13 protein-coding genes and 1 pseudogene are annotated in these 19,661 nt (G+C 61.0%); 4 read left to right on the top strand and 10 right to left on the bottom strand.

All coding sequences use genetic code 11. The features are described 5' to 3' along the window. Positions 1-6: 6 nt before the first annotated feature. Positions 7-1,644 (bottom strand): methyl-accepting chemotaxis protein, encoded by a 1,638-nt coding sequence (locus LB545_RS29355; RefSeq protein WP_140500721.1) that lies wholly within the window; start codon positions 1,642-1,644, stop codon positions 7-9. A 1,248-nt stretch (positions 1,645-2,892) separates the two neighbouring features. On the opposite strand from LB545_RS29355, the pseudogene LB545_RS31260 reads away from it, so the two are divergent. Beyond that, a pseudogene (locus LB545_RS31260) lies at positions 2,893-3,200 on the top strand (hypothetical protein). A gap of 266 nt (positions 3,201-3,466) precedes the next feature. Here LB545_RS31260 and LB545_RS29350 read toward each other — a convergent pair. From LB545_RS29350 to LB545_RS29330, 5 genes are read right to left on the bottom strand one after another with little or no spacing between them, the layout of a single operon-like run. Beyond that, entirely contained in the window at positions 3,467-4,405 is a 939-nt protein-coding gene (locus LB545_RS29350) for an ABC transporter permease (RefSeq protein WP_140525725.1), read from the bottom strand. Then, complete coding sequence (locus LB545_RS29345; RefSeq protein ID WP_224706206.1) at positions 4,398-5,480, bottom strand: ABC transporter permease; 1,083 nt, start codon at positions 5,478-5,480, stop codon at positions 4,398-4,400. Before LB545_RS29345 ends, LB545_RS29350 begins: the two co-directional genes overlap by 8 nt. Beyond that, positions 5,477-6,994 (bottom strand): ABC transporter ATP-binding protein, encoded by a 1,518-nt coding sequence (locus LB545_RS29340; protein WP_224706205.1) that lies wholly within the window; start codon positions 6,992-6,994, stop codon positions 5,477-5,479. Before LB545_RS29340 ends, LB545_RS29345 begins: the two co-directional genes overlap by 4 nt. Before the next feature lie 34 nt (positions 6,995-7,028). Further along, on the bottom strand, positions 7,029-8,042 hold the full coding sequence (locus LB545_RS29335) for a BMP family protein (protein WP_140560696.1): 1,014 nt from the start codon (positions 8,040-8,042) through the stop codon (positions 7,029-7,031). Positions 8,043-8,057: 15 nt separating this feature from the next. Beyond that, positions 8,058-9,839: an adenine deaminase gene (locus LB545_RS29330; protein WP_140500717.1), complete on the bottom strand. Its 1,782-nt coding sequence runs from the start codon at positions 9,837-9,839 to the stop codon at positions 8,058-8,060. Between the two features lie 160 nt (positions 9,840-9,999). Here LB545_RS29330 and LB545_RS29325 point away from each other — a divergent pair, with 160 nt between their 5' ends. Together LB545_RS29325 and ade are read left to right on the top strand one after the other, a co-directional pair. Beyond that, positions 10,000-10,974, top strand: a complete 975-nt coding sequence (locus LB545_RS29325; protein ID WP_140500716.1) for a LysR family transcriptional regulator — start codon at positions 10,000-10,002, stop codon at positions 10,972-10,974. Beyond that, entirely contained in the window at positions 10,971-12,770 is a 1,800-nt protein-coding gene (gene ade / locus LB545_RS29320; protein ID WP_224706204.1) for an adenine deaminase, read from the top strand. The genes LB545_RS29325 and ade overlap by 4 nt, the downstream gene beginning before the upstream one ends. Positions 12,771-12,851: 81 nt before the next feature. Here the strand turns inward: ade and LB545_RS29315 are convergent, their stop codons facing one another. The 4 genes from LB545_RS29315 to LB545_RS29300 all read right to left on the bottom strand — a co-directional run bounded on the left by LB545_RS29315 (position 12,852) and on the right by LB545_RS29300 (position 17,790). Next, on the bottom strand, positions 12,852-13,568 hold the full coding sequence (locus LB545_RS29315) for a GntR family transcriptional regulator (RefSeq protein ID WP_140500714.1): 717 nt from the start codon (positions 13,566-13,568) through the stop codon (positions 12,852-12,854). Positions 13,569-13,724: 156 nt separating this feature from the next. Then, positions 13,725-15,200, bottom strand: a complete 1,476-nt coding sequence (locus tag LB545_RS29310) for an amidohydrolase family protein (RefSeq protein WP_140581951.1) — start codon at positions 15,198-15,200, stop codon at positions 13,725-13,727. After that, positions 15,190-16,386, bottom strand: a complete 1,197-nt coding sequence (locus tag LB545_RS29305; protein WP_140500712.1) for an amidohydrolase — start codon at positions 16,384-16,386, stop codon at positions 15,190-15,192. Before LB545_RS29305 ends, LB545_RS29310 begins: the two co-directional genes overlap by 11 nt. Before the next feature lie 33 nt (positions 16,387-16,419). Next, positions 16,420-17,790, bottom strand: a complete 1,371-nt coding sequence (locus tag LB545_RS29300; protein WP_224706203.1) for an amidohydrolase family protein — start codon at positions 17,788-17,790, stop codon at positions 16,420-16,422. A 158-nt stretch (positions 17,791-17,948) separates the two neighbouring features. On the opposite strand from LB545_RS29300, the gene LB545_RS29295 reads away from it, so the two are divergent. Beyond that, positions 17,949-19,520, top strand: coding sequence for an ABC transporter substrate-binding protein (locus LB545_RS29295; protein ID WP_140581946.1), 1,572 nt, complete (start codon positions 17,949-17,951; stop codon positions 19,518-19,520). Positions 19,521-19,661: the final 141 nt, after the last annotated feature.

Genomic DNA, 19,661 nt, shown 5'->3' with positions numbered 1-19,661 from the left:
GGCCCGCTATGCTCTCAGCTTGAACCTTGAAATGCTGCTTCGCATGCTACCTGAGACTTGATTGAGCTCGTCGATCGCGAGCGTCGATTGCTGAAGGGACTCGACTGTTTGCTGAGCTGCCTCGCTTAGCTGGGTTAGCGTGTCGCTTATCTGTCCCGCGCCGATCGCTTGTGCTTGCATGCCTTCATTGGCGACTTCGAAACGTGGCACCAACCCCTGGACCTGCTGGATGATGTCGAAGAGTTGCCCGCCGACCTGCTGGATTTCGTGCATGCCCCGGCGGACCTGCTCGGAAAACTTGTCCATGCCCATCACACCGGCAGCAACTGCCGACTGGATGTCTTTGACCATCTGCTCGATATCGTAAGTGGAGACGGCCGTCTGGTCCGCAAGCCTTCGGATCTCTGTCGCCACCACTGCAAAGCCCCGGCCATATTGGCCGGCCTTCTCAGCCTCGATGGAAGCGTTGAGCGACAACAGGTTCGTCTGATCGGCCACTTTGGTGATGGTCGTCACCACCTGATTGATGCTGCCAGCTTTCTCGCTGAGGATTGCGAGTTTGGAATTGATCGCACCCGCCGCGTCCATGACCTGCTGCATGGTTCCTTCCATACGGGTCAGCCCCTCTTGCCCTCCGCCCGCGACGGCAGCCGTTTGCTCGGCAACTGTCGAGACCTCGTTCATCGTGCGAACCAGCTCGTTTGAAGTGGCGGAAATTTCCTTGGCTGTCGCGCGGATCTCAGTCGTGGTCGCGGCGATTTCAGTCGCTGTTGCCTGCTGCTGCTTGGAGGTTGCAGCAATCTCAGTTATCGACGTGCCAACCTGTATGCTGGACCTTTGTACCTGACCAATGAGAGTTGTGAGATCGTCTGCCATTGCGTTGAAGCCGTCGGCAAGCACGCTGAATTCGTCCCGGCGCCTCAGATCGAGGCGTTCGCTGAAGTCGCCTTGCCGTATCATTTGAACCGCGTCGACCAAACGTGTGAGCGGAGCTGTGACAGCGCGAAACAGCTGGTAACCCAAAAGAAGGGCTAGTCCGAGGGCTATCAACAAGCCCACGCTCAAACCGACTTCCGCCGTGCTAACGATTGAGCTGATTCGCTGCGTCGCGCTGTTTGCCTCGCCTCTGTGATCCTCGAGCATGGCTTGCAGAGCGGACTGCAATTTCACAAAGATCGGCTCTACCGTGTTCTTGATGACCGGGCTTTCATTGGGAGTTTCACCTTTCGACAAGGCAGCTCGGCTCGTGTCCAGCACAGCAGTTTCCGCCAGCCGAAATTGGTTGGCGAGTTCTTTGACGACTGCGTAATTCTGCTTGTCGATGTCGGAGACGATCGTTGCTTCATACTCGTCCATCAACCGCCGCACTTGGTCGCGATTGGTCGCGATCGTGCTTTCAAGCGTGCTTTTATCCGACGGGTTGTCCTGGAGGGCATATTCCTGAAGCAGGCTATGTGCCTTCATCTGCCCCATCATGATCTCGGTGCTGTGATAGAGGTCTGGAAGGATGCCCTTCTCGACCTCAGTTGCCTCCCGCTCCGCCTGAAGAAACCAAGCGTACGCGATAACGGCGATCACGGACATAACCACCAGAACGGCAGCGAAACTGACGAGGATGCGGTGGCGTATTGTCAGACTCGTCATGGAACCGGTTCACCTATGGGGGCATCGAGGCCTGCGCGAAAAGCGCTCGTTCCGACGTTTCGAAAAGGTGCGTCGAAAAGCAGCAGTCTTATGCAGAATGGTTTCTTTTCCGTTCCATCGCTAATGATGGCGAAGCGGCTCGCCAGTCGGCGCCCCCAATAAGCGTGGTCAAAGGCATGTCTCGCCGTCGACATAGATAAACCCGACATCGGCTGGGGCGGCACGCACCGTCAAGTGGAGCGTGCATGAGCTGCTTGAGGCCAGGAGTTGAATGACTGCTTAGTCCGCTTGATGCCGAAAGCCGACCTCTCGCTTGCGTCCCCTAATTTCACCTTGAATCCAACGCAAAGTAAAAAAGGGCCGAGCTGAGACACATATGGTGTGCGCGCCGAGCGGACTTTGCGCTGCCGCCCGAGAACCATCTTGGAACGAAGCCAAACGTTCTCTAATTGCAGATGCTGGTGACTTGGAAGGACGCGCACAACGGAAATCCATGGAATTTTCGACGCACTCGCAACATCCAAGCATGAGCGGTGGAGAGAAGTTCTATACTCACCTGTTCGACCCGGGCCTGATGACCGTCCCATGCCGGGGTTGATCCATATGGCGTGGCGTCGCAGGCGCGAACCTTCAAATTTTCCGTGATAAAGAGAATGCTGGATTCAGTAGGCTGACAATTGTAGTGCCGAGAATAGATGAGGCCCGCAATCGCTTGAAGAAATTGGAGTGAAGCTGACCGCTGAACCGGAGGCTGACTGCGGAAGGATCGCTACGAGTTCATCTGCAAGGCGTGGGCGTCACAGCCGGAACGCTTCAGACTCAATCCGCTCCAGCAAATGCCGGGACCAAACATTTAGGCGATCAACCGGGGTGGGCAAGATGTGCCGCGTGCGCAGATATCAGGGCCCTGAATCTGCCGCTCAACAGGCACCTCGCCGCTGGCCAATCGCTCGCCGGTGGAAAACGCGGCCGCGCTGGCTGAGGAAAAACATCTTCGGCTGGGCCGGCGACTCTATGCCATGAAGCCTCCGGCAGGCTTGGACCGCGCGAAAAAAGGCGGCGTCGCCCGACTGGGTCTGTCACACTACACCACGACGGACGAGGTCGACCAAGCCATAGAGGCCGTCGCCCGGCTCGCGGTCTGACGGGGGGCATTAAGTAGGCAAAAAGGGGACCAGCTGTGGCTGCTGTGGGTAATGGGTCCTGGTGTCTTGCTGATTGGGCCAGCTAGCGCGCACTCTCACAGCTATGGTGGCAGAGCATGTCGAATTGGCCTTGTTTGAGCAATCACTCGGCAACATCGAAGGCCTCAATCGACCGTTCTGTGATCGTGTGGCGGACGCTGCGGAAAAAACCGAAGGGTGATGGGGAAGAACGGACAACTTAGATGCGCATCGGTAGACGGGGATACCGCTCTTTTGGTGGCAGAATTGGCTGCCTGGAATGCGTCTCCGCTTGGTGAGCAAGCGAAGATTGATCAACGCGGAGCAGCCAACATCCTGCTGGCGACGCTCCGTAGTTCAGGTCACTTCGGCAGTGGTGGCTGGCGTTCCTGAGCGAGGCTTATGCAGCCTTCTGGCTAACCATCAGCGGGATAGCCGAGTTCCAACGATCCAGATTTCCAGGGCGGCAAATTGCTTGCCCTGTGACGTCCCGTGACTGACGGTCAGGTCTCCCTGCCTGGGCGGGTTGGGCTACAATACCGGCTTCACCAAAGCGGTCGATCTTGCTGGAAGCTTGCTGCCGTTGTCACGGGTTGGGCCATGCCGCATGGCAGCTACGTACAGGCAGCCTTACAGCAGCAGAATGAAAACCGACCACCCTATTCCCGCCTGTACGGCACGCCCAGCATAGCCGGTGCGCTGGTACGCGAGCGACGGATCATCAACGCAACGATCGCCGCAACATAAGGCATCATCAACATATATTGGTAGGGAATGGCGATACCGACGCCCTGGATTTGCAATTGCAGCGCGTCGAGGAAGGAGAACACCAGAGCCGCCACGAAAACCGGGTAGGGGCGCCATAGGCCGGCGATGACGATGATGATGGCCAGCCAGCCGCGCCCGTTGGTCATGTCCGGCACGAAACGCGCCGCCTGGCCGACGGAGAGAAACGCGCCGGCAACGCCCGCCATCAGGCCGCCGAAGAGCACGGCGGCATATTGCACCGGCGCGACCTTTACCCCCTTAACATCGAGGGCCTTGGGATTGTCGCCGGCGCAGCGCACGATCAGTCCATAACGCGTTCGGAACAGGAAGAGCCATACCGCCGGCACCATCAGAAAGGCTATGTAGGTCAGCACCCGCTGGTCAAACAGGATGGGGCCCAGCACGGGAACATCGCTCAGCCCTGGCACCGGCACATCGGCGAAGAAAGGGATGGTCGGCGTCTTGCCGTCGCCAGCGAAAGCGGAACGCAACCAGTATGTGGAAAGGCCGGCGCCGAGCAGGTTGACGGCAAGACCGGTGACGATCTGCTCTACTTTCAGCGTGATCACCAGCACGGCAAAGACGAGAGCCATCAGCGCGCCGGTAAATCCGGCGGCGAGGACGCCCAGCCATAACGACCCGCTTTCATAGGCGGCGAGATAGCCGGTGAAGGCTCCCATCAGCATCATGCCCTCAAGACCCATATTGTAGACGCCGCTGCGCTCGGCGATGAGTTCTCCAAGTGCGGCGAGCAGGAGCGGGGTGCTGATGCGGATGGTGGCCGCCGCCACACTGACCAGGATTGAGGTTTGAAAGAGTGCGTCAAGCACGGCCGACCCTCCGCAGGCGGAAATTGCACGCTGCCCAGCCAGCTAGGAAGAACAAAAGCAGGATCGCCTGGATGGCGTATATCAGCGCCGAGGGCACGCCGGTCTTGATCTGCATGAGCGTAGCGCCGTTGAGCAACGCTCCGAACAGCACCGAGGAAACGACGACGCCAAGCGGATGCAATTGGCCGAGGATGGCCACGATGATGCCGCTGTAGCCGTAACCTGCTATTACGCCTGCCTTCAGGCGGTAATGGACGCCGTAGACTTCCGTGATCCCCGCGAGCCCCGCAAGCGCGCCGGAAACCAGAAGCACAACTATGACCAGCCTTCGAGTATTGGTGCCCTGTACATCGAGCGCGCGCATGTTGGACCCGGCAGCCTTGATCTCATAGCCCAGCGGTGTGCGCGTCAACAGCATGTGAACCAAGCCAGCCGCCACAATCGCCAGCAGGAAGCCGGAATGCAGGCGTGAACCGGAAAACAGCAACGGAAGCACCGAGCCCGGATCGACCTTCGGCGTCTGTTCGAAGAAGGCGCCCGCCTCGCTCCATGGGCCGCGCAGCAGCAGCAGCGAAAGGACATAGACGATGATGTAGTTGAGCATGACGGTCGAGATCACCTCATCGACCGAGAAGCGGGTCTTCAGCACGCCCGCAAGGCCGGCATAGAGTGCGCCGCCGACAATGCCACCGACTATAACCACAGGAATTTGGATGAAAGGCGAAAAGCCGGTGAGATTGTGCTGCGCCCAATAAGCGAACATGGCGCCGGCAAAAACCTGGCCTTCGGCGCCAATGTTCCAGATACGCGCGCGGAAGGCGACACAGGCAGCAAGACCGGTGAAGATCAGGGGCGTTGCCTTGACCAGCGTTTCGCCGGCGGCGCGCAACGAGCCAAAGCTGCCTTTCAGGAGAGCCGTGAAGGCGGCACCCGGGCTGGCGCCCGCGGCGGCGAAAAGCAGACTGCAAACCAAAATCGCCGCGATCGCCGCCAAAGCAAGTGCAACGATGCGCGCGGTCGGCCGCGGTTCCAGCCGGCGCTCGAGGCGCCACTCCACGAGGTTGAAACCGGTCACGCCGCAGCCTCGCTCCCATGGCCGGCCATCAGGCTGCCGATTTCGTCATAGGTGGTTTTTTCCGTATCGAGCACCGCAAGGACGCGGCCGCGAAACATCACACATATACGACTGCTGAGAGCGAAAAGATCCTCCAGTTCCTCGCTCGCAAGCAGGATGGCGCAGCCTTCGTCGCGCTTGTGCAGGAGTTGTCGGTAGACGAATTCGATGGCGCCGACATCGAGGCCGCGCGTCGGCTGGTTGCACAGCAGAAGCCGCTTCGCTTTGGCGAACTCGCGGGCGAGGATGACCTTCTGCGCGTTGCCGCCAGACAATTTGCGAGAGGGTGACGACGGCCCGGTTGCGGCAATCGAATAGGCAGCGATGACCATGCGTGCATTTGCGTCGAGCGCCGCGGTGTCGATAAATGGCCCATTGCGCCAGCGCGTTTGCCATTGTTGGCCGAGTACAAGATTCTCGCCGATATCGAGATCGGCAACGAGCCCGTCGCGGAAGCGGTCGCTGGGCACGTAGCCAATGCCTTTCGCAGCAATCGTCGCCGGTGAGTACGCCTGCAGAGTTTCGCCATCGAGCAAGACCGTGCCGCCGTCGGGCGCGGCGAGGCCTGCGAGGCACTCGAACAGCTCATCTTGGCCATTCCCGGAAACGCCGGCGATGCCGACGATCTCGCCGGCTGCGATGTCGAGCGATGCGTTGTCCGGCACGGGCCTTCCATCGCGCAGGTGCGTGAGCCCACGCACCGAAAGCACCGTCTCGCCGGTCGCTTTCGCATCTGCGGCGCGCGCCGGCGCCGCAACGGAGCGGCCGACCATCATGGTGGTGAGTTGGTCGCGGCTGACGTTCGAGGTTACGACCGTTCCGACCAGTCTGCCCTTGCGAAGCACGCTGACCCGGTCGGATTGCATCACTTCCGACATCTTATGGCTGATCAGCACGACCGACAGATCTTCACTGGTGAGCCGCCGGACGATCGCAAACAGGCGGCGCGATTCCTCGGGCGTCAGCACCGCCGTCGGTTCGTCGAGGATAAGCAGTCTGGCGCCAGTGTAGAGCGCCTTGACAATCTCGACCCATTGCTGTTCGCCGACGGAAAGGTCGCCGACGTGCCGGTGTGGGTTGAGCGAGATGCCGTAGGTGGAGCAGATCGTCTCGATCCTGGACAGAGCCTCAGCCCGGCCGAGCCGCCAGCCGGAGCCCGTGCCTACCGCCACATTCTCCAGCACAGTGAAGCTGGGCACTAAGACGAAATGCTGGTGCACCATGCCGATGCCGGCGCGGATGGCTTCGCCCGGCGAGCCTAGCTGGACGGTCTTGCCGTCCACCCGAATTTCGCCGGCGTCTGGCTGGTAGAGCCCATAAAGGCAGGACGACAGTGTCGACTTGCCTGCGCCATTCTCCCCCAACAAGCAATGCAATTCTCCGGGCATGACGTCGAGCGAGACGTCGTCATTGGCGGCAAGCGCAGCGAAACGCTTCGTCAGGTGCCGAACCGACAGGCGCGGTATCTTGCTCATCTCGGATCGGCCCGGCTTGGCACCACCTCCGGCGTCAGTCCGATTTCGGCTCGTTCACATTGAGCTCGATTTTCTTCTCGCCGCTCTGGATGGCCTTGGCCGTTTCAGCCGCAAGCGCCTTTACGTCATCGGGCATTTTGGCTTCCCAAGCAGGATTGAGGATGAGGTCGCCCGAACCCTGCTGCCAGCTGAACCACCTTGGTTCCTTCGGCGCGTCGAATTTGGCGTTCATGGTCTTTGCCTTCCACCATTCATCGATGATCCAATTAATGTGCGGATCCCATTTGACGATGGTGGAGGCGACGATCGACTTCGGCGCCACTTTCGACATGTCCACATAATTGCCGAAGCAGCCTATGCCGCGCTCCTCACAAACCTCGAAGGCGCCCGACATCTGGTAGATCATGTCCGCGCCGGCGGCGATCTGCGCCGAGGTCGCCTCGTTCGATTTAGCCGGATCGAACCAGGACTGGATGAAGGTGATCTTCTGTTTCACCTTTGGGTTCGCTTCCTTGGCGCCGGTGAAGAAGGCATTGATCTGATCGTTGGTATCTTCGGCCGGGAAGGTGGAGATGGCGCCGATGACATTCGACTTCGTGAGTTTGCCGGCCAGTTGCCCCATCACGTAGGCAGGCTCGTGCGCGTGGACGAATATCCAATAGGCATTGCCGCCGAGTCCGCGATTGCCCGAACCGCTCATGACGAACATCGTATCGGGGAATTCGTCCTTCAGCTTCTCGATCGCATCTGCATAGGCGGTGTCGCCGAACAAGATGTCGTAGTCGCCGGTCTCAGCATAGGTGCGGAACACCTGCTCGGCATTGTCGTAAACGTTCTCGGTATAATTGACCTCGATGTCGAGGCCGTGGGGCTTGGCGGCGATGATCCGGTCCATGGAACTCACGAAGGATGATTCCCACGGTGCTTCCTTGCCCGCCGAAAGAATGCCGGCGATCCTGAGCTTGGTCGGCTCTTCGGCTTGTACGCGGCCGCCCCACAGCCACGTCGCGGCCACGAGCGAAACAGCGACAACAAGGTTTTTCAGCATGGTTCCCTCCCTTTTCTAGCGTTCCCAGTCATGAAGCCGGCTTAACGGATCGACCACCGTCAGGTTTATGCAATCGATCAGGCCGAGATCGGTTATCGCGAAATCGGGAATCGCGGTGATCTGCAGCACGAACATGTACATGAAAGGCCATGGCAGCCTACAGCCGAGCGCGCGCGCGGCGGCGTCGAGCTCCTGCTCTTTCTTCGCCATCTCTGGAGGATCAATGTCCGATACGATTCCGCCGATTGGCAGCGGCAGGAATGACACGATCCGACCGCCGTCCGCCACCGCCTGGCCGCCATTGTTCTCGATAATGTGGTTGATTGCCAACGACATGTCGTGGGGATTGGTGCCCACACAAACGATGTTGTTATCATCAGGCGCCGTCGAAGTGGCGAGTGCGCCGGAGCGCAGTCCGAAGCCTGAAGCGAACGCGACCGGCCGATGGGAAGTGCGGCCGTAGCGTTCGACGACGGTGAGATACTGCACGTCCTGTGATGGATCCGCGTCTATATAGCCGTCGCGGACCGGGAGCACGACATCACGTCGCGTGCGTACGAATATTCTCTCGGGCGTAACGGCGATCGCCAGCACGGCCGCCTTGTCGCCCGCTCCGGGCGCGCGCACCAATAGGTCTTTCTGTGAAACCGGCGCTACCTTGAATGTGTTGGTGACAACGGCGCTGCGGGCAGGCGGCGCAAGATCGTCCACGAGCTTGCCGTCGCGAGCGGCCAGCTTGCCTTTCGCGATGACACCTGAGACATGGAAGTCCGCGATATCCTTGACCAGCAGGATATCGGCGGCGAGCCCGGGCGAGATCGAGCCGACCTTCTGGCCGATGCGCAGCGCCTCGGCGCCGTTGATGGTCGCCATCTGGATGGCGGTGAGCGGCGGAACTCCCATCGCGACCGCCATGCGGATCATGTTGTCGAGGTGGCCGCGGGCCAGGATATCCGAGGCGACCACGTCATCGGTGCAGAAGCTGACCCGGCTCGTCGCGGCTATTCCCATCTCGGTGACCATCCGCAGGTTCTCTTCGAGAAAATGGGAGATCGAAGATTCGCGAATGACGACATGCATGCCTTTGCGCAGCTTCTCCAGCATCTCGTCCGCAGTGTAGCTCTCGTGGTCGGAGCGCACTCCGGCCTGCAGGTAGCTGTTCAATCGATTGCCGCGACACATCGGCGAGCAGCCGAGGATCGGCAGACGGCTCTTTTCGGCGATCTCGACCGCCTGCAGAACGTGCTCATCCATCGTGTCGACGAACTCGCGCACCGTCTCCCATATGCCGACGCATTCCGGCCAGGAATGGGTGGCGCGGTGATCGTCCGGTCCGAAATAATAGCCGACGTTGGAGCGAGGCAGTGTGTAGGGCGTCTTGCATGGTGCGCCCCAGAAGATCTTGAGAGGGGTTGCCTTGGCCTCGTCGAGGAATTCGCGGGCGCCTTCCAGGCCGGACACCACGAGGATCTGGTCCAGGCCCGACACAATCGAAGTGGTGCCGAGCGGCACCACCGCCTTGGCGAAGCTAGTTACCGACATCTTGGAACATTCAACGTGGAGGTGGCCGTCTATCAGGCCAGGGCAGAGGAAATAACCAGTAGCATCGATCATCTCGGTCTCGGGGCCGCGGTACTCCGAGACGTCTCCGACAGCGACGATGCGATCCTTGTAGACGGCGACGTCGGCCGGATAGATCTCACCCGAAGCGACGTTGACTAGTGTGCCGCCGGTGACGATGAGAGTCGATTTATGCTCGGCGCGACCAGCACGGATGAATTCGCGTATGTCGGACAAATTCATCTCCGCTCGTGTGGCCTCGCTCGGGCTTGGGACCAAGCTTGTCTGCGCCAAAAATCCCACCTTGCGCGCTCTGATCCTGTCGTATTAGGGTCGTCCATGCAAATGGCAGTTTCTGGCTAGTTCTGGACGCACCGTTCAAATTCTTGGACGATCGATGGATTTTGAAGCGATCGATTATTTTATCAAAGTGGCGGAGGCGCAGTCGCTCTCGCACGCCGCGAAACTGTATGGACTGCCCAAGTCCAGCCTCAGTCACAAAGTGCGCGCGTTAGAGGATTCGCTCGGTGTCGCACTGTTTGTGCGCGACGGTCGGGAATTGCATTTGAGCGATGCCGGGGCCGAGTTCCTCGACCATGCGCAACGCATCAAGGAAAGTTGCGAAGGAGCCAAGGCGGCGATCGCCGAGGCGGGCCACGATATCGCCGGCACGCTGACGATCGGCTCGACCGGCGAGTTCGGCACTTCCTTCACCTCGGAACTGCTGTTCGCCTTCCGTCAACAGTATCCGCAGGTGAATGTCGACGTGATCTTCCTTTCGCTCGGCTATTTCCTGGCGCCCGAAAAGCACCAGCCTTTCGACGGCATATTCCATTGGGGCGAGCCGGCGAACTCAGACTACATCGCTCGCAAGCTCGGGGAGGCTTCCTTCTGTCTCTACGCCAGCCCGCGCTACATTGAGCAATTCGGGGAACCGTCGACGCCCGCAGACTTGGCGGGCCATGGGGCCGTCGCCTTCCGCCGCCCGAGCGGCGTGCAATCCTGGCACCTCGAGCGCGGCGCGGAAACGGTCGACTTCATGCCGACCGCGCAGTGCATGGCGAACGACTACTGGATGCTGAAATACTTCGCCGTAGCCGGCGAGGGTATCGTCTATCTGCCAGCCTTCTTCACCGAGATCGAGTGCAAGAACGGCGATCTGGTGCCGGTGCTCCCGCAATGGCGCTCGCCACTGGTTCCAATCAATCTGCTCTACATGCGACGCCGGTATGTGTCGCGTAAGTTCGCCGCTTTCCTTGATTTCTGCCTGGACTATTACCGCCAGCGCGCCGCTTACAGTTCGCCAAGATATTGCGTCGAGGTCGTGCGGCCCTTTGCGGGCGCGCGCGCCGGGGGAGAAAACAACAGATGATCCAGAGCTGGTTCGAATGCGCGCCGCAGTTGGTTGATGTCGCCATGGGACGCACGCCGGCCGACATGGTGGTCCGGAACGTGCGCTGGGTGAATGTCCATTCGGGCGAGATCATCCCCGCGACGGACATTGCCATCGCGGTCGGCCGCTTCGCCTTCGTCGGCCCGAATTCCGACCATGCCGTGGGCCCCGAGACGCAGATTATCGACGGAGAGGGCCGCTACGCGCTGCCAGGGCTGTGCGATGCGCATATGCATGTCGAGAGCGGCATGGTTACCGTTACCGAGTTCGCGCGTGCGGTCATCCCGCATGGCACCACCTCGATGTTCATCGACCCGCACGAGATCGCCAACGTCCTGGGCATGCCGGGCGTCAAGCTGATGCACGACGAGGCTGCCGGACTGCCGATCAATGTGTTCGTGCAAATGCCGAGCTGCGTGCCGAGCGCTCCGGGCCTCGAGAACGCGGGTGCCAGCCTCGGTCCCGCCGACGTGCGTGAGGCGATGTCGTGGCCGAACATCGTCGGCCTCGGCGAGATGATGAACTTTCCTGGGGTGGTCGCCGGAAATGGCGACATGCTGGCCGAGATCGCTGCCACTCAGGCGGCAGGCAAGACGGTGGGCGGCCACTATGCCTCGAAGGATCTCGGTCTGCCCTTCCATGCCTATGTCGCCGCCGGTCCGTCCGACGATCACGAAGGCACCAGCCTGGCGGACTGCGTTGCGCGGGTGCGCCAGGGCATGCGCGCCATGTTACGGCTTGGCTCCGCCTGGTACGACGTCGCCGCGCAGATCAAGGCGCTGACCGAGCTCAGCCTGGACTCGCGCAATTTCGTGCTGTGTACCGACGACAGCCATTCCGGCACACTAGTCAATGACGGCCATATGAACCGCGTTGTGCGCCATGCCATCGCCCAGGGATTAAAGCCGATCACCGCGATTCAGATGGCCACCCTGAATACTGCTCAGCATTTCGGCATGGAGCGTGAGCTTGGCTCGATAACGCCCGGGCGGCGCGCCGACCTGGTTTTGACCTCCGATCTCACCGAACTCCCGGTCGAAACCGTCATCGCACGCGGCTGTGTGGTGTCGAACGACGGCAAGCTCGTCGCCGACATCACGCCCTACGACTATCCCGCCTCGACCAAGAACACGGTTCGCTTGGGCAAGAAGCTCTCAGCGGCGGACTTCGACATCGTGGCGCCCGAGGGTGCGAACCAGATCATGGCGCGGGTCATCGGCGTGCTCGAGAACCAGGCACCGACCCGTGCCCTGGAGGCTTCGCTCGGCGCCTTGAATGGTATCGTTCAGATGGATCGGACCGGTGACGTCTGCCAGATCGCGCTGGTGGAACGGCATCACGGCACGGGAAAGGTCATCAACGCGTTCGTTTCCGGCTTCGGTTATGATAAACCATGCGCCATCGCCAGCACCGTCGCCCATGACAGTCATCACATGATCGTGGTGGGTACCGACAAGGACGACATGGCGCTGGCGGCGAATCGGCTGGGACAGGTCGGCGGCGGCGTCGTGCTGTTCAGCGAAGGACGCGAACTTGCGCTTGTCAAGCTGCCGATCGCCGGACTGATGTCTGACCAGCGCGCCGAAATCGTGGCAGAAGAAGCCAATGGCCTGATCGCGGCGATGCTTGCCTGCGGATGCGCCCTCAATAATGCCTATATGCAGCACTCTCTGCTGGCGCTTGTCGTCATCCCGGAATTGCGCATCTCCGACATCGGACTGATCGATGTGTTGAAGTTCCAGCCGACCGAAGTGCTGGTCGCCACGACCGCATGAGGAGGCGGATTTAACCTGACATCACCTTCGTCCTGATCATTTTCGGGTCACTCCTCGTCTCTTCGGCATTCATCCAATAAATCATAGCCCTTCCTCCCGCGCATAGGCAGCAAGAAGGTCCGGAAAGTCATTTTCGGGTTTCGCTTTCAGCAGTGCACGTGTGGTGATTGCATCAATATGATGATCCATCAAGGCAGCAGCCTTGTTCCGGTCGGCCGCGGCCAGGGCGGCAATGATCTCGTGATGCTCGGATACGGCACAGTCGGACGAATGCGGCCGCCCGTAGAGCGACAGGATGAGCGATGAACGCGAAACGAGTTCCGTGACATAGCGCAGCAACAGTTCGTTTCCGGTGAGCGAGGCAAGCAGCACATGAAATTCGCCGGCCAACTGAATCGACGACGCGGCATTGTTGGCTTTGGCCATCTCTTCCGCGTCGACATGAGCTTCGAGCTGTTTGATCTTTTGCGGCGTCAGCTTGCCGATCAGCGTGTCGACCACCAGCGCTTCAAGCGCCCGCCGCACCTCGAATATATTGTGGCCTTCCTCCAGGCTCGGCTGCGCGACGCAGGCGCCCTTGTGCGGGCGCAATTCGACCAGGCCTTCGCCGTTCAGCCTTGCCAGCGCCTGCCTGACAATGGTGCGGCTGACGCCCAGCCGCTCGCCGATCGAATCCTCAGGCAGCTTTGTTCCCGCGGTCAGCGCCTGGTCGAGTATGACGCGCTTCAACGTGCGATAGACCGCGTCGGACTTGGATACGGCGGATTTCGGATTTTTATTGCGAATGTTGATTGTCATGACCGATCCTGAAAATTCATATCCAAGCACACAAGAAGAAAAGCATCCGCAAAGCCGGAGTTTAGAGATGCAAACGGCCCGGCGTCGAGGGCCAATGCCGTCGGCTCGCGTGCCATCAAGGTTTATTCCAATCGTTGTGTGTCGTTTCTGGAGCCCTCATGCCATGAACATCCGATAGCTGGGAGGGAAAATCTCGGCGACCGTCGGATGTCGCCAGGTGCGTTGCGGATAACGCTGGACAAGCCGTTCGAACTGGGCCTGTGCGCGCTGGTGGGCTGCATCGAGATCGAAACCCGGAATGGTTCGGGCGCTCATCACGGTGCGCCCGTCAATGATGACCGTGTGCACATCGCGTCCGCTTGCGGACGTCGTCAGGCAGGCGATCGGATCGAGGACCTGTCCCAGATGGTTGCCGGACAGGTCGAACACGACGATGTCGGCGGCTGCTCCCGCCTGCAAACGTCCCAGGTCCGACCGGCCGAGCGCGTCGGCGCCGCCAATCGTTGCCGCGTCATAGAGATCGGCTGATTTCGGCGTCTCCAGATTGCCCGCCATGACGCGGCCGAGCATCAGGCCGACCTGCATGTTCTGCACCATGTCGGGTGGCCAGGTGTCCGTGCCCATGCCGATGCGCAGACCCTGGCCGCGAAGGCGGGCGAAATTGTCGAGCGCCGCGCCATGCCGCGCCATCACCAGCGGGCAATGCACCAATGTGGCACCCGAACCGGCGATGATTTCGAGATCATCGCCGTCGGCGTGGGTGCCATGCGGCAACAACGCTCTTTCGCTGAGAAAGCGGATGTCCTGGAGCCAGCGGGCGGATGTCGTGCCGAACCGGCGACGCACTGTCTCGATCTCGAATGAAGACTGGCAGCAATGCAGACGGACCGGCACGCCGAGGTCTCGCGCGGCATTGGCGGTCCTGCGCAACAGGTCGGCGGTCCAGAACTCGACACGGTCCGGTGCAAGCATGGTTCGCACCAATCCGCCGAAGCGTCCTTCGTGCTCCAGGCAAAAGGCAACGGCATCGTCCAGACCCTCCGCGCCGCGCTCTTCGTCCACCTCGACGACGATGCCGCCATCCACCTCGATGACGGAATGGCCGGCGCGAAAGGCAGGCCCGAGATAGACGCGAAGGCCCAACTCTGCGGCGCTTTCGGCGGCGGATGCGAATTCGTCCGATGTCTCGTTCCATGCACGATAAAACAGCGATGCGATCGGCAATGCAGTAGTGATGCCGTTGCGGATGAGTTGCGCGAAGGCATAGTGTTTTTGAAACGCCAGCTCCTCGCGCGCCAGCATTTCGACCGGCCCGGCTTCCACATAGTCGCGCGGCCAGACGCGGCCCTTCTTCCAGCCGGGTTGATGATCGAGGCCGAGCACGCCCGTATCCAGGTCCGAAAGCGCATCCAGATCGATGAAACCCGGGCCGATCAGCGCCCTGCCATGATCGATCCGCCGCTTTACAGGCCCGCCGTAGCGATGGCCGACGAAGACGATCCTGCCGTTCTCATGGACGACCTCGCCATTCTCCAGAAGGACATGGCGCCCGTCCCGGTGGCCGACAACCCATCGCGCGGTGAGCAGGACAGGTCCGTCGTCACGCTGGTTCGTCCGACGACTATGCGACATCGGGCAGATCTCCGGCCAGCGCACCGTCACGCACGAGCACGCGGCCGCCGCGGATGACCGTGCGCTTCCGTGGGGTCAGGGCCACGGCTTCCGCCAGGGTCCGCGCGCAAACCAGCACGACATCGCCGTGGCAACCGGGCGAAAGCCCATAATCCGTCAGGCCGATACCTTGCGCGCCGCCAAAGGTGCAAACGCGCGCCGTCTCTTCCAGATCGGCATCGTTGGTCATGCCGTTGCGCTGCGCAAGATATTTGGCCCGCTCCAGCATGTCGCCATTGCCCCATGGCTCCCAGGTGCCCTGGATGCCGTCGGAACCGGATGCCACGACGAGGCCGGACTGGCGCATCATGCGCAGCGGAACCGCCGGCGCGGATGGGCTGCCGACCGTCATGACGGCGATGTCTTCAGCCGCCAGCGCGTCGATCAACGTGTGCTGCCTATGCGTGTCCAGCATGCCGAGACAATAGGCATGGCTCACCATGACGCGGCCCTGAAGGGAGAGCGCCTTGGTCCGTTCGACGATCAGCTCAAGGCAGAAGGCGCCCAATTCTCCCGGTTCGTGCAGATGAATGTCGACCGGCTTGCCGTATCGATCCGCGAGCGCGAAGATTGCGTCCAGGTGGCGAACCGGATCCCGCTCGATCGTTGCCGGGTCGATGCCGCCGACAATATCGGCCCCCGCCTTCAATGCGTCCTCCATCAGCGCCTGCGTGCCTTCGCGTCCCAGCATGCCGCTTTGCGGGAAGGCGACGACCTGCACGTCGACCAATCCCTTGAAGGCTTCGCGCGTTGCAACGACACCCTCGATGTTGGTAATGCCGATTTCCGTATCCACATCGACATGGCTGCGGATATGCGTCACGCCGAAAGCCAGCGTCTGCACGATCTGACGCGCCGATTGCCTGCGCGCATCGATGCCGAGTTCCCGCTTGGCCTTCCTGTCGGCCAGGATCCTGTCGTTGCGCGTGGGTCCCACACGGTTCTGAAACCAGTCCATGCCGACAAGCGTCTTATCGAGATGCGTGTGCGCCTCGACCAGGCCGGGCAGGGCAACCTGTCCAAGCCCGTCGATTTCATGCGCCGCTTTCCCGCTGGTTGCGTGCGCGAACCGACCGTCGCGAATGTAGAGGTCCGTGACAGCGCCGCCCAAGGGCCTGACATTGCGAATGAGAAGGTCTTCGGTCATCTGGGTCTCCCTGTTTGCGCCCCGGAACTCGGCCTATGCCAGCCCGGCGCGTTTCATCATCAGATGGAAGGCTCCTTCGGCGCGATCCAGAATGGCGTCTTCATCGTGATCGACGAGGCGGCGTCCGCGCATGAGGACACGCCCGTCGACGATCGTCGTGTCAACATCCGCGCCGTTGGCGAAGCGTGCCAGCCGCTGCGCGGGGTGTGCCGGCGGCCACAGATGCGGCTGGCGCATGTTGACCAGGATGATGTCGGCGCGCTTGCCCGGGTCCAGCGAGCCGATTTCGTTCTCCATCGACAGGGCACGCGCGCCCTCGATGGTCGCCATCTCCAGCAATTGCATCGGCGGCAGGACCGCATCGTTCCTGAAGTGCCGGGCATGATAGCGGTGCGCCTGGAACATGTTGCGGAACATGTCGAAAGAGCGATCGGGCGCCGCCGCGTCGGTGCCGAGCGACACGGTGACACCCCTTTCCATCAGTTCCGTCGCCGGACAACGGCCCGAGACCGACATCAGAGCACTTGGATTATGCGCCACCTTGGCGTGGCTGCGTTTCAGCGCGGCGATGTCTGCCTCGGTCAGTTCGATGCAGTGCGCCAGCAGCGAATGCTCGTCGAACAGATCGAGCCGTTCCGCATTGGCGGCGATGGAACCGTCGCGATGGCCATCCTGGATGAACAGCACGTTTTTTGCGCGAGCAAGGTCGCGAGCATTGCGGGACAGATTGTATACCGTTTGTTCGTCAAGTTCGCGCCGAGTGAACACCGGGAGAGAGACCGCAATCCGCACCCGGCCATCGCGACCAGCCCAATCATCGATGATTTCCGCGCACACTGCCAACTGGGTTTCCGGCGAAATGGTGATTTCGACAGACGGAACGTATGCGTGGTCCCGATAGACATGGGACGAGGTCGGCCGGTTCGGCCCGACGGCGAGTATCTCGCGCACTCCCATTTCGGCGATGGCGGCAAGATGTGCCCGTGCTGCCCCCGGCGCCTCGGTGCGCATGATGTCCGGCCCGCCGCCAAACAGCAGGGCAGCGGTGGTCGTTCCGCATTTTATGCGCTCAAGGGCCGACAATGTGGCCTCGGCTGCCCAGAATTCCGTATCCGACGCCTCTGCATAGATACGCCCCGCGATAGTCATCCAGGCTTCGGAATCGTCTCCCAGGCCTTTGGTCAGCATGTGACCCGCATGCGCGTGCGTGTCGACGAGACCCGGCATGACAACCATTCCCGAAGCATCGATGCGCGCCACCTTATGATCTGTGGCGGGGGCCGCGCCGTCGCCGGCGGTGACGATCCGGCCATCCTCCACCAGGACATGACCCCTCGAGAAAACCCGGCGCCCCGCATCCATGGTGACGATGACACCGTTTTCTATCAGCAAGGCCTGGGTCATTCGGAATCCCTTTCGGAACGGTCACTTGAGCGGTTTTGCACATGAGAAACGAAATCGAACATGCCTGCCTTGATATTGTGCACAATGTGTGTACGATATCAATGGGGATAAATGGTATCCAATATATCGGAAACTTCGTATACAAATGGGAGAAGAGAATGAGAAAATGCGTTAGGGTCCTGCTCGCCGGACTTGCGATGGTGATGTCGGTGACAGCGCCTTCGCTTGCACAGACACTGCGCTGGTCATCGGCCGGCGACGTCATTTCGTACGATCCGAATGCCCAGGTCGACAGTTTTACCCAGAGCGTCCAGAACATGGTGTTCGACGGGCTGGTGCGCCGCAACAAGGAAATGGCTATCGAGCCTGCGCTTGCGACCTCCTGGGAGATCGTCTCGCCGACGCGCTGGCGCTTCAAGCTGCGGCAGGGCGTCAAGTTCCACGAAGGTCAACCCTTCAATGCCGATGATGTCGTCGCCACCATCCAACGTCAGATCGATCCCGGCGCGCGCAACCGAGAAAACCTCTCCGCCGTAACCGGCGTCGAGAAGGTTGACGACTACACGGTCGACCTGATCCTGCGCGGACCCTATCCGCTGCTCCTGAACGATCTCGTCGCCATCTACATGATGAGCAAGCCATGGATGGAGGAGCACAATGCCCTCAAGCCCGGCAATGCCTCGACGGGGGTCGTCACCTACGCCAGCAATCATGCCAATGGCACCGGCGCGTTCAAGCTGGTCAGCTACGAGCCGGACTCGCGCTCGGTCTTCGCCGTCAACAAGGAATGGTGGGACAAGCCGCAGCACAATCTGACGGGGGTGGAATTCCGCCCGATCGCTTCGAACGCCACGCGCGTCGCGGCGCTGCTTTCGGGCGAACTCGACATGATCGCGCCGGTTCCGTTGCAGGACATCGACCGGGTCGCCAACACCGCCGGCCTGAAGGTTGTCGAGAACCCGTCGCTGCGCGAGATCTTTCTCGGCTTCAGCTTCCGGCCGGAGCTTCATGCAGCGCCCGGCAAGCCCAATCCGCTGCTGAACGTGAAAGTGCGCCAGGCGCTTTGGCACGCGGTCGACCTGAACACGATCCAGAAGCGTTTGATGCGCGGAAAGTCGCGCACCTCCGGCACGCTGGTCGCGCCACAGGTCACCGGCTACGATCAGTCGATCGACGTACCGCTGGACTATGATGTCGCGAAGGCGAAATCCATGCTGGCGGAAGCCGGCTATCCCGACGGCTTCAAGGTTGGACTGGCCTGTTCCAACGACCGCTACATCGCCGACGAACAGATCTGCCTGGCAATCGCGTCGATGTGGGCCAAGATCGGCGTCGAGGCCGACGTGCACGTCGAAAGCAAGACGACCTATTTCCCTCGAATGGATAAGGGCGATCTCGATATCTATATGCTCGGATGGGCCTCGCTACCGCCGATGGATGGCTACAGCGTGCTGCAAGCCTTGCTGGCGACCAATGACGGCAATTATGGCGGCAGCAACCCCAACGGGCTTTCCAACGCCAAGATCGACGAATTGGCCCGTTCGGCATCGACCGAACTGGACGAGGCCAAGCGGGTGGATATGCTGAAGGCGGCCTTCAAGATCACGCATGATGAGGCCCTCTATCTGCCGCTGCACCAGCAGCCGGTCGCCTGGGCGATGAGCGACAAGGTCGACATGCCGCAATTCCCCGACGAGTATGTGCGTCCCTGGTTCGCGCATATGAACTAGGAAAATGCGCCGGTAAGGCGTGCCCGCGCTTGCGAGGGAGCTTTCGCGGACACGCCTGACTCGGTTGGAGCGCCTGCTATCCGTGGTGGATCGCGAGCTGCTCCAGCGGTGGCGCAAGCCCCGCCTGTCTCGATCCGCGCT

It is taken from the genome of Mesorhizobium sp. BR1-1-6, assembly GCF_020165355.1.
GTDB lineage: Bacteria > Pseudomonadota > Alphaproteobacteria > Rhizobiales > Rhizobiaceae > Mesorhizobium.
The sequence above is the reverse complement of the archived record's forward strand: the minus strand, read 5'-3'. Positions and strand labels throughout refer to the sequence as shown.

Coding starts and splice junctions, on each gene's coding strand:
- LB545_RS29355 (WP_140500721.1), bottom strand. CDS start 1,644: ATGACGAGTCTGACAATACGCCACCGCATCCTCGTCAGTTTCGCTGCC.
- LB545_RS29340 (WP_224706205.1), bottom strand. CDS start 6,994: ATGAGCAAGATACCGCGCCTGTCGGTTCGGCACCTGACGAAGCGTTTC.
- LB545_RS29335 (WP_140560696.1), bottom strand. CDS start 8,042: ATGCTGAAAAACCTTGTTGTCGCTGTTTCGCTCGTGGCCGCGACGTGG.
- LB545_RS29325 (WP_140500716.1), top strand. CDS start 10,000: ATGGATTTTGAAGCGATCGATTATTTTATCAAAGTGGCGGAGGCGCAG.
- ade (WP_224706204.1), top strand. CDS start 10,971: ATGATCCAGAGCTGGTTCGAATGCGCGCCGCAGTTGGTTGATGTCGCC.
- LB545_RS29315 (WP_140500714.1), bottom strand. CDS start 13,568: ATGACAATCAACATTCGCAATAAAAATCCGAAATCCGCCGTATCCAAG.
- LB545_RS29310 (WP_140581951.1), bottom strand. CDS start 15,200: ATGTCGCATAGTCGTCGGACGAACCAGCGTGACGACGGACCTGTCCTG.
- LB545_RS29305 (WP_140500712.1), bottom strand. CDS start 16,386: ATGACCGAAGACCTTCTCATTCGCAATGTCAGGCCCTTGGGCGGCGCT.
- LB545_RS29300 (WP_224706203.1), bottom strand. CDS start 17,790: ATGACCCAGGCCTTGCTGATAGAAAACGGTGTCATCGTCACCATGGAT.
- LB545_RS29295 (WP_140581946.1), top strand. CDS start 17,949: ATGAGAAAATGCGTTAGGGTCCTGCTCGCCGGACTTGCGATGGTGATG.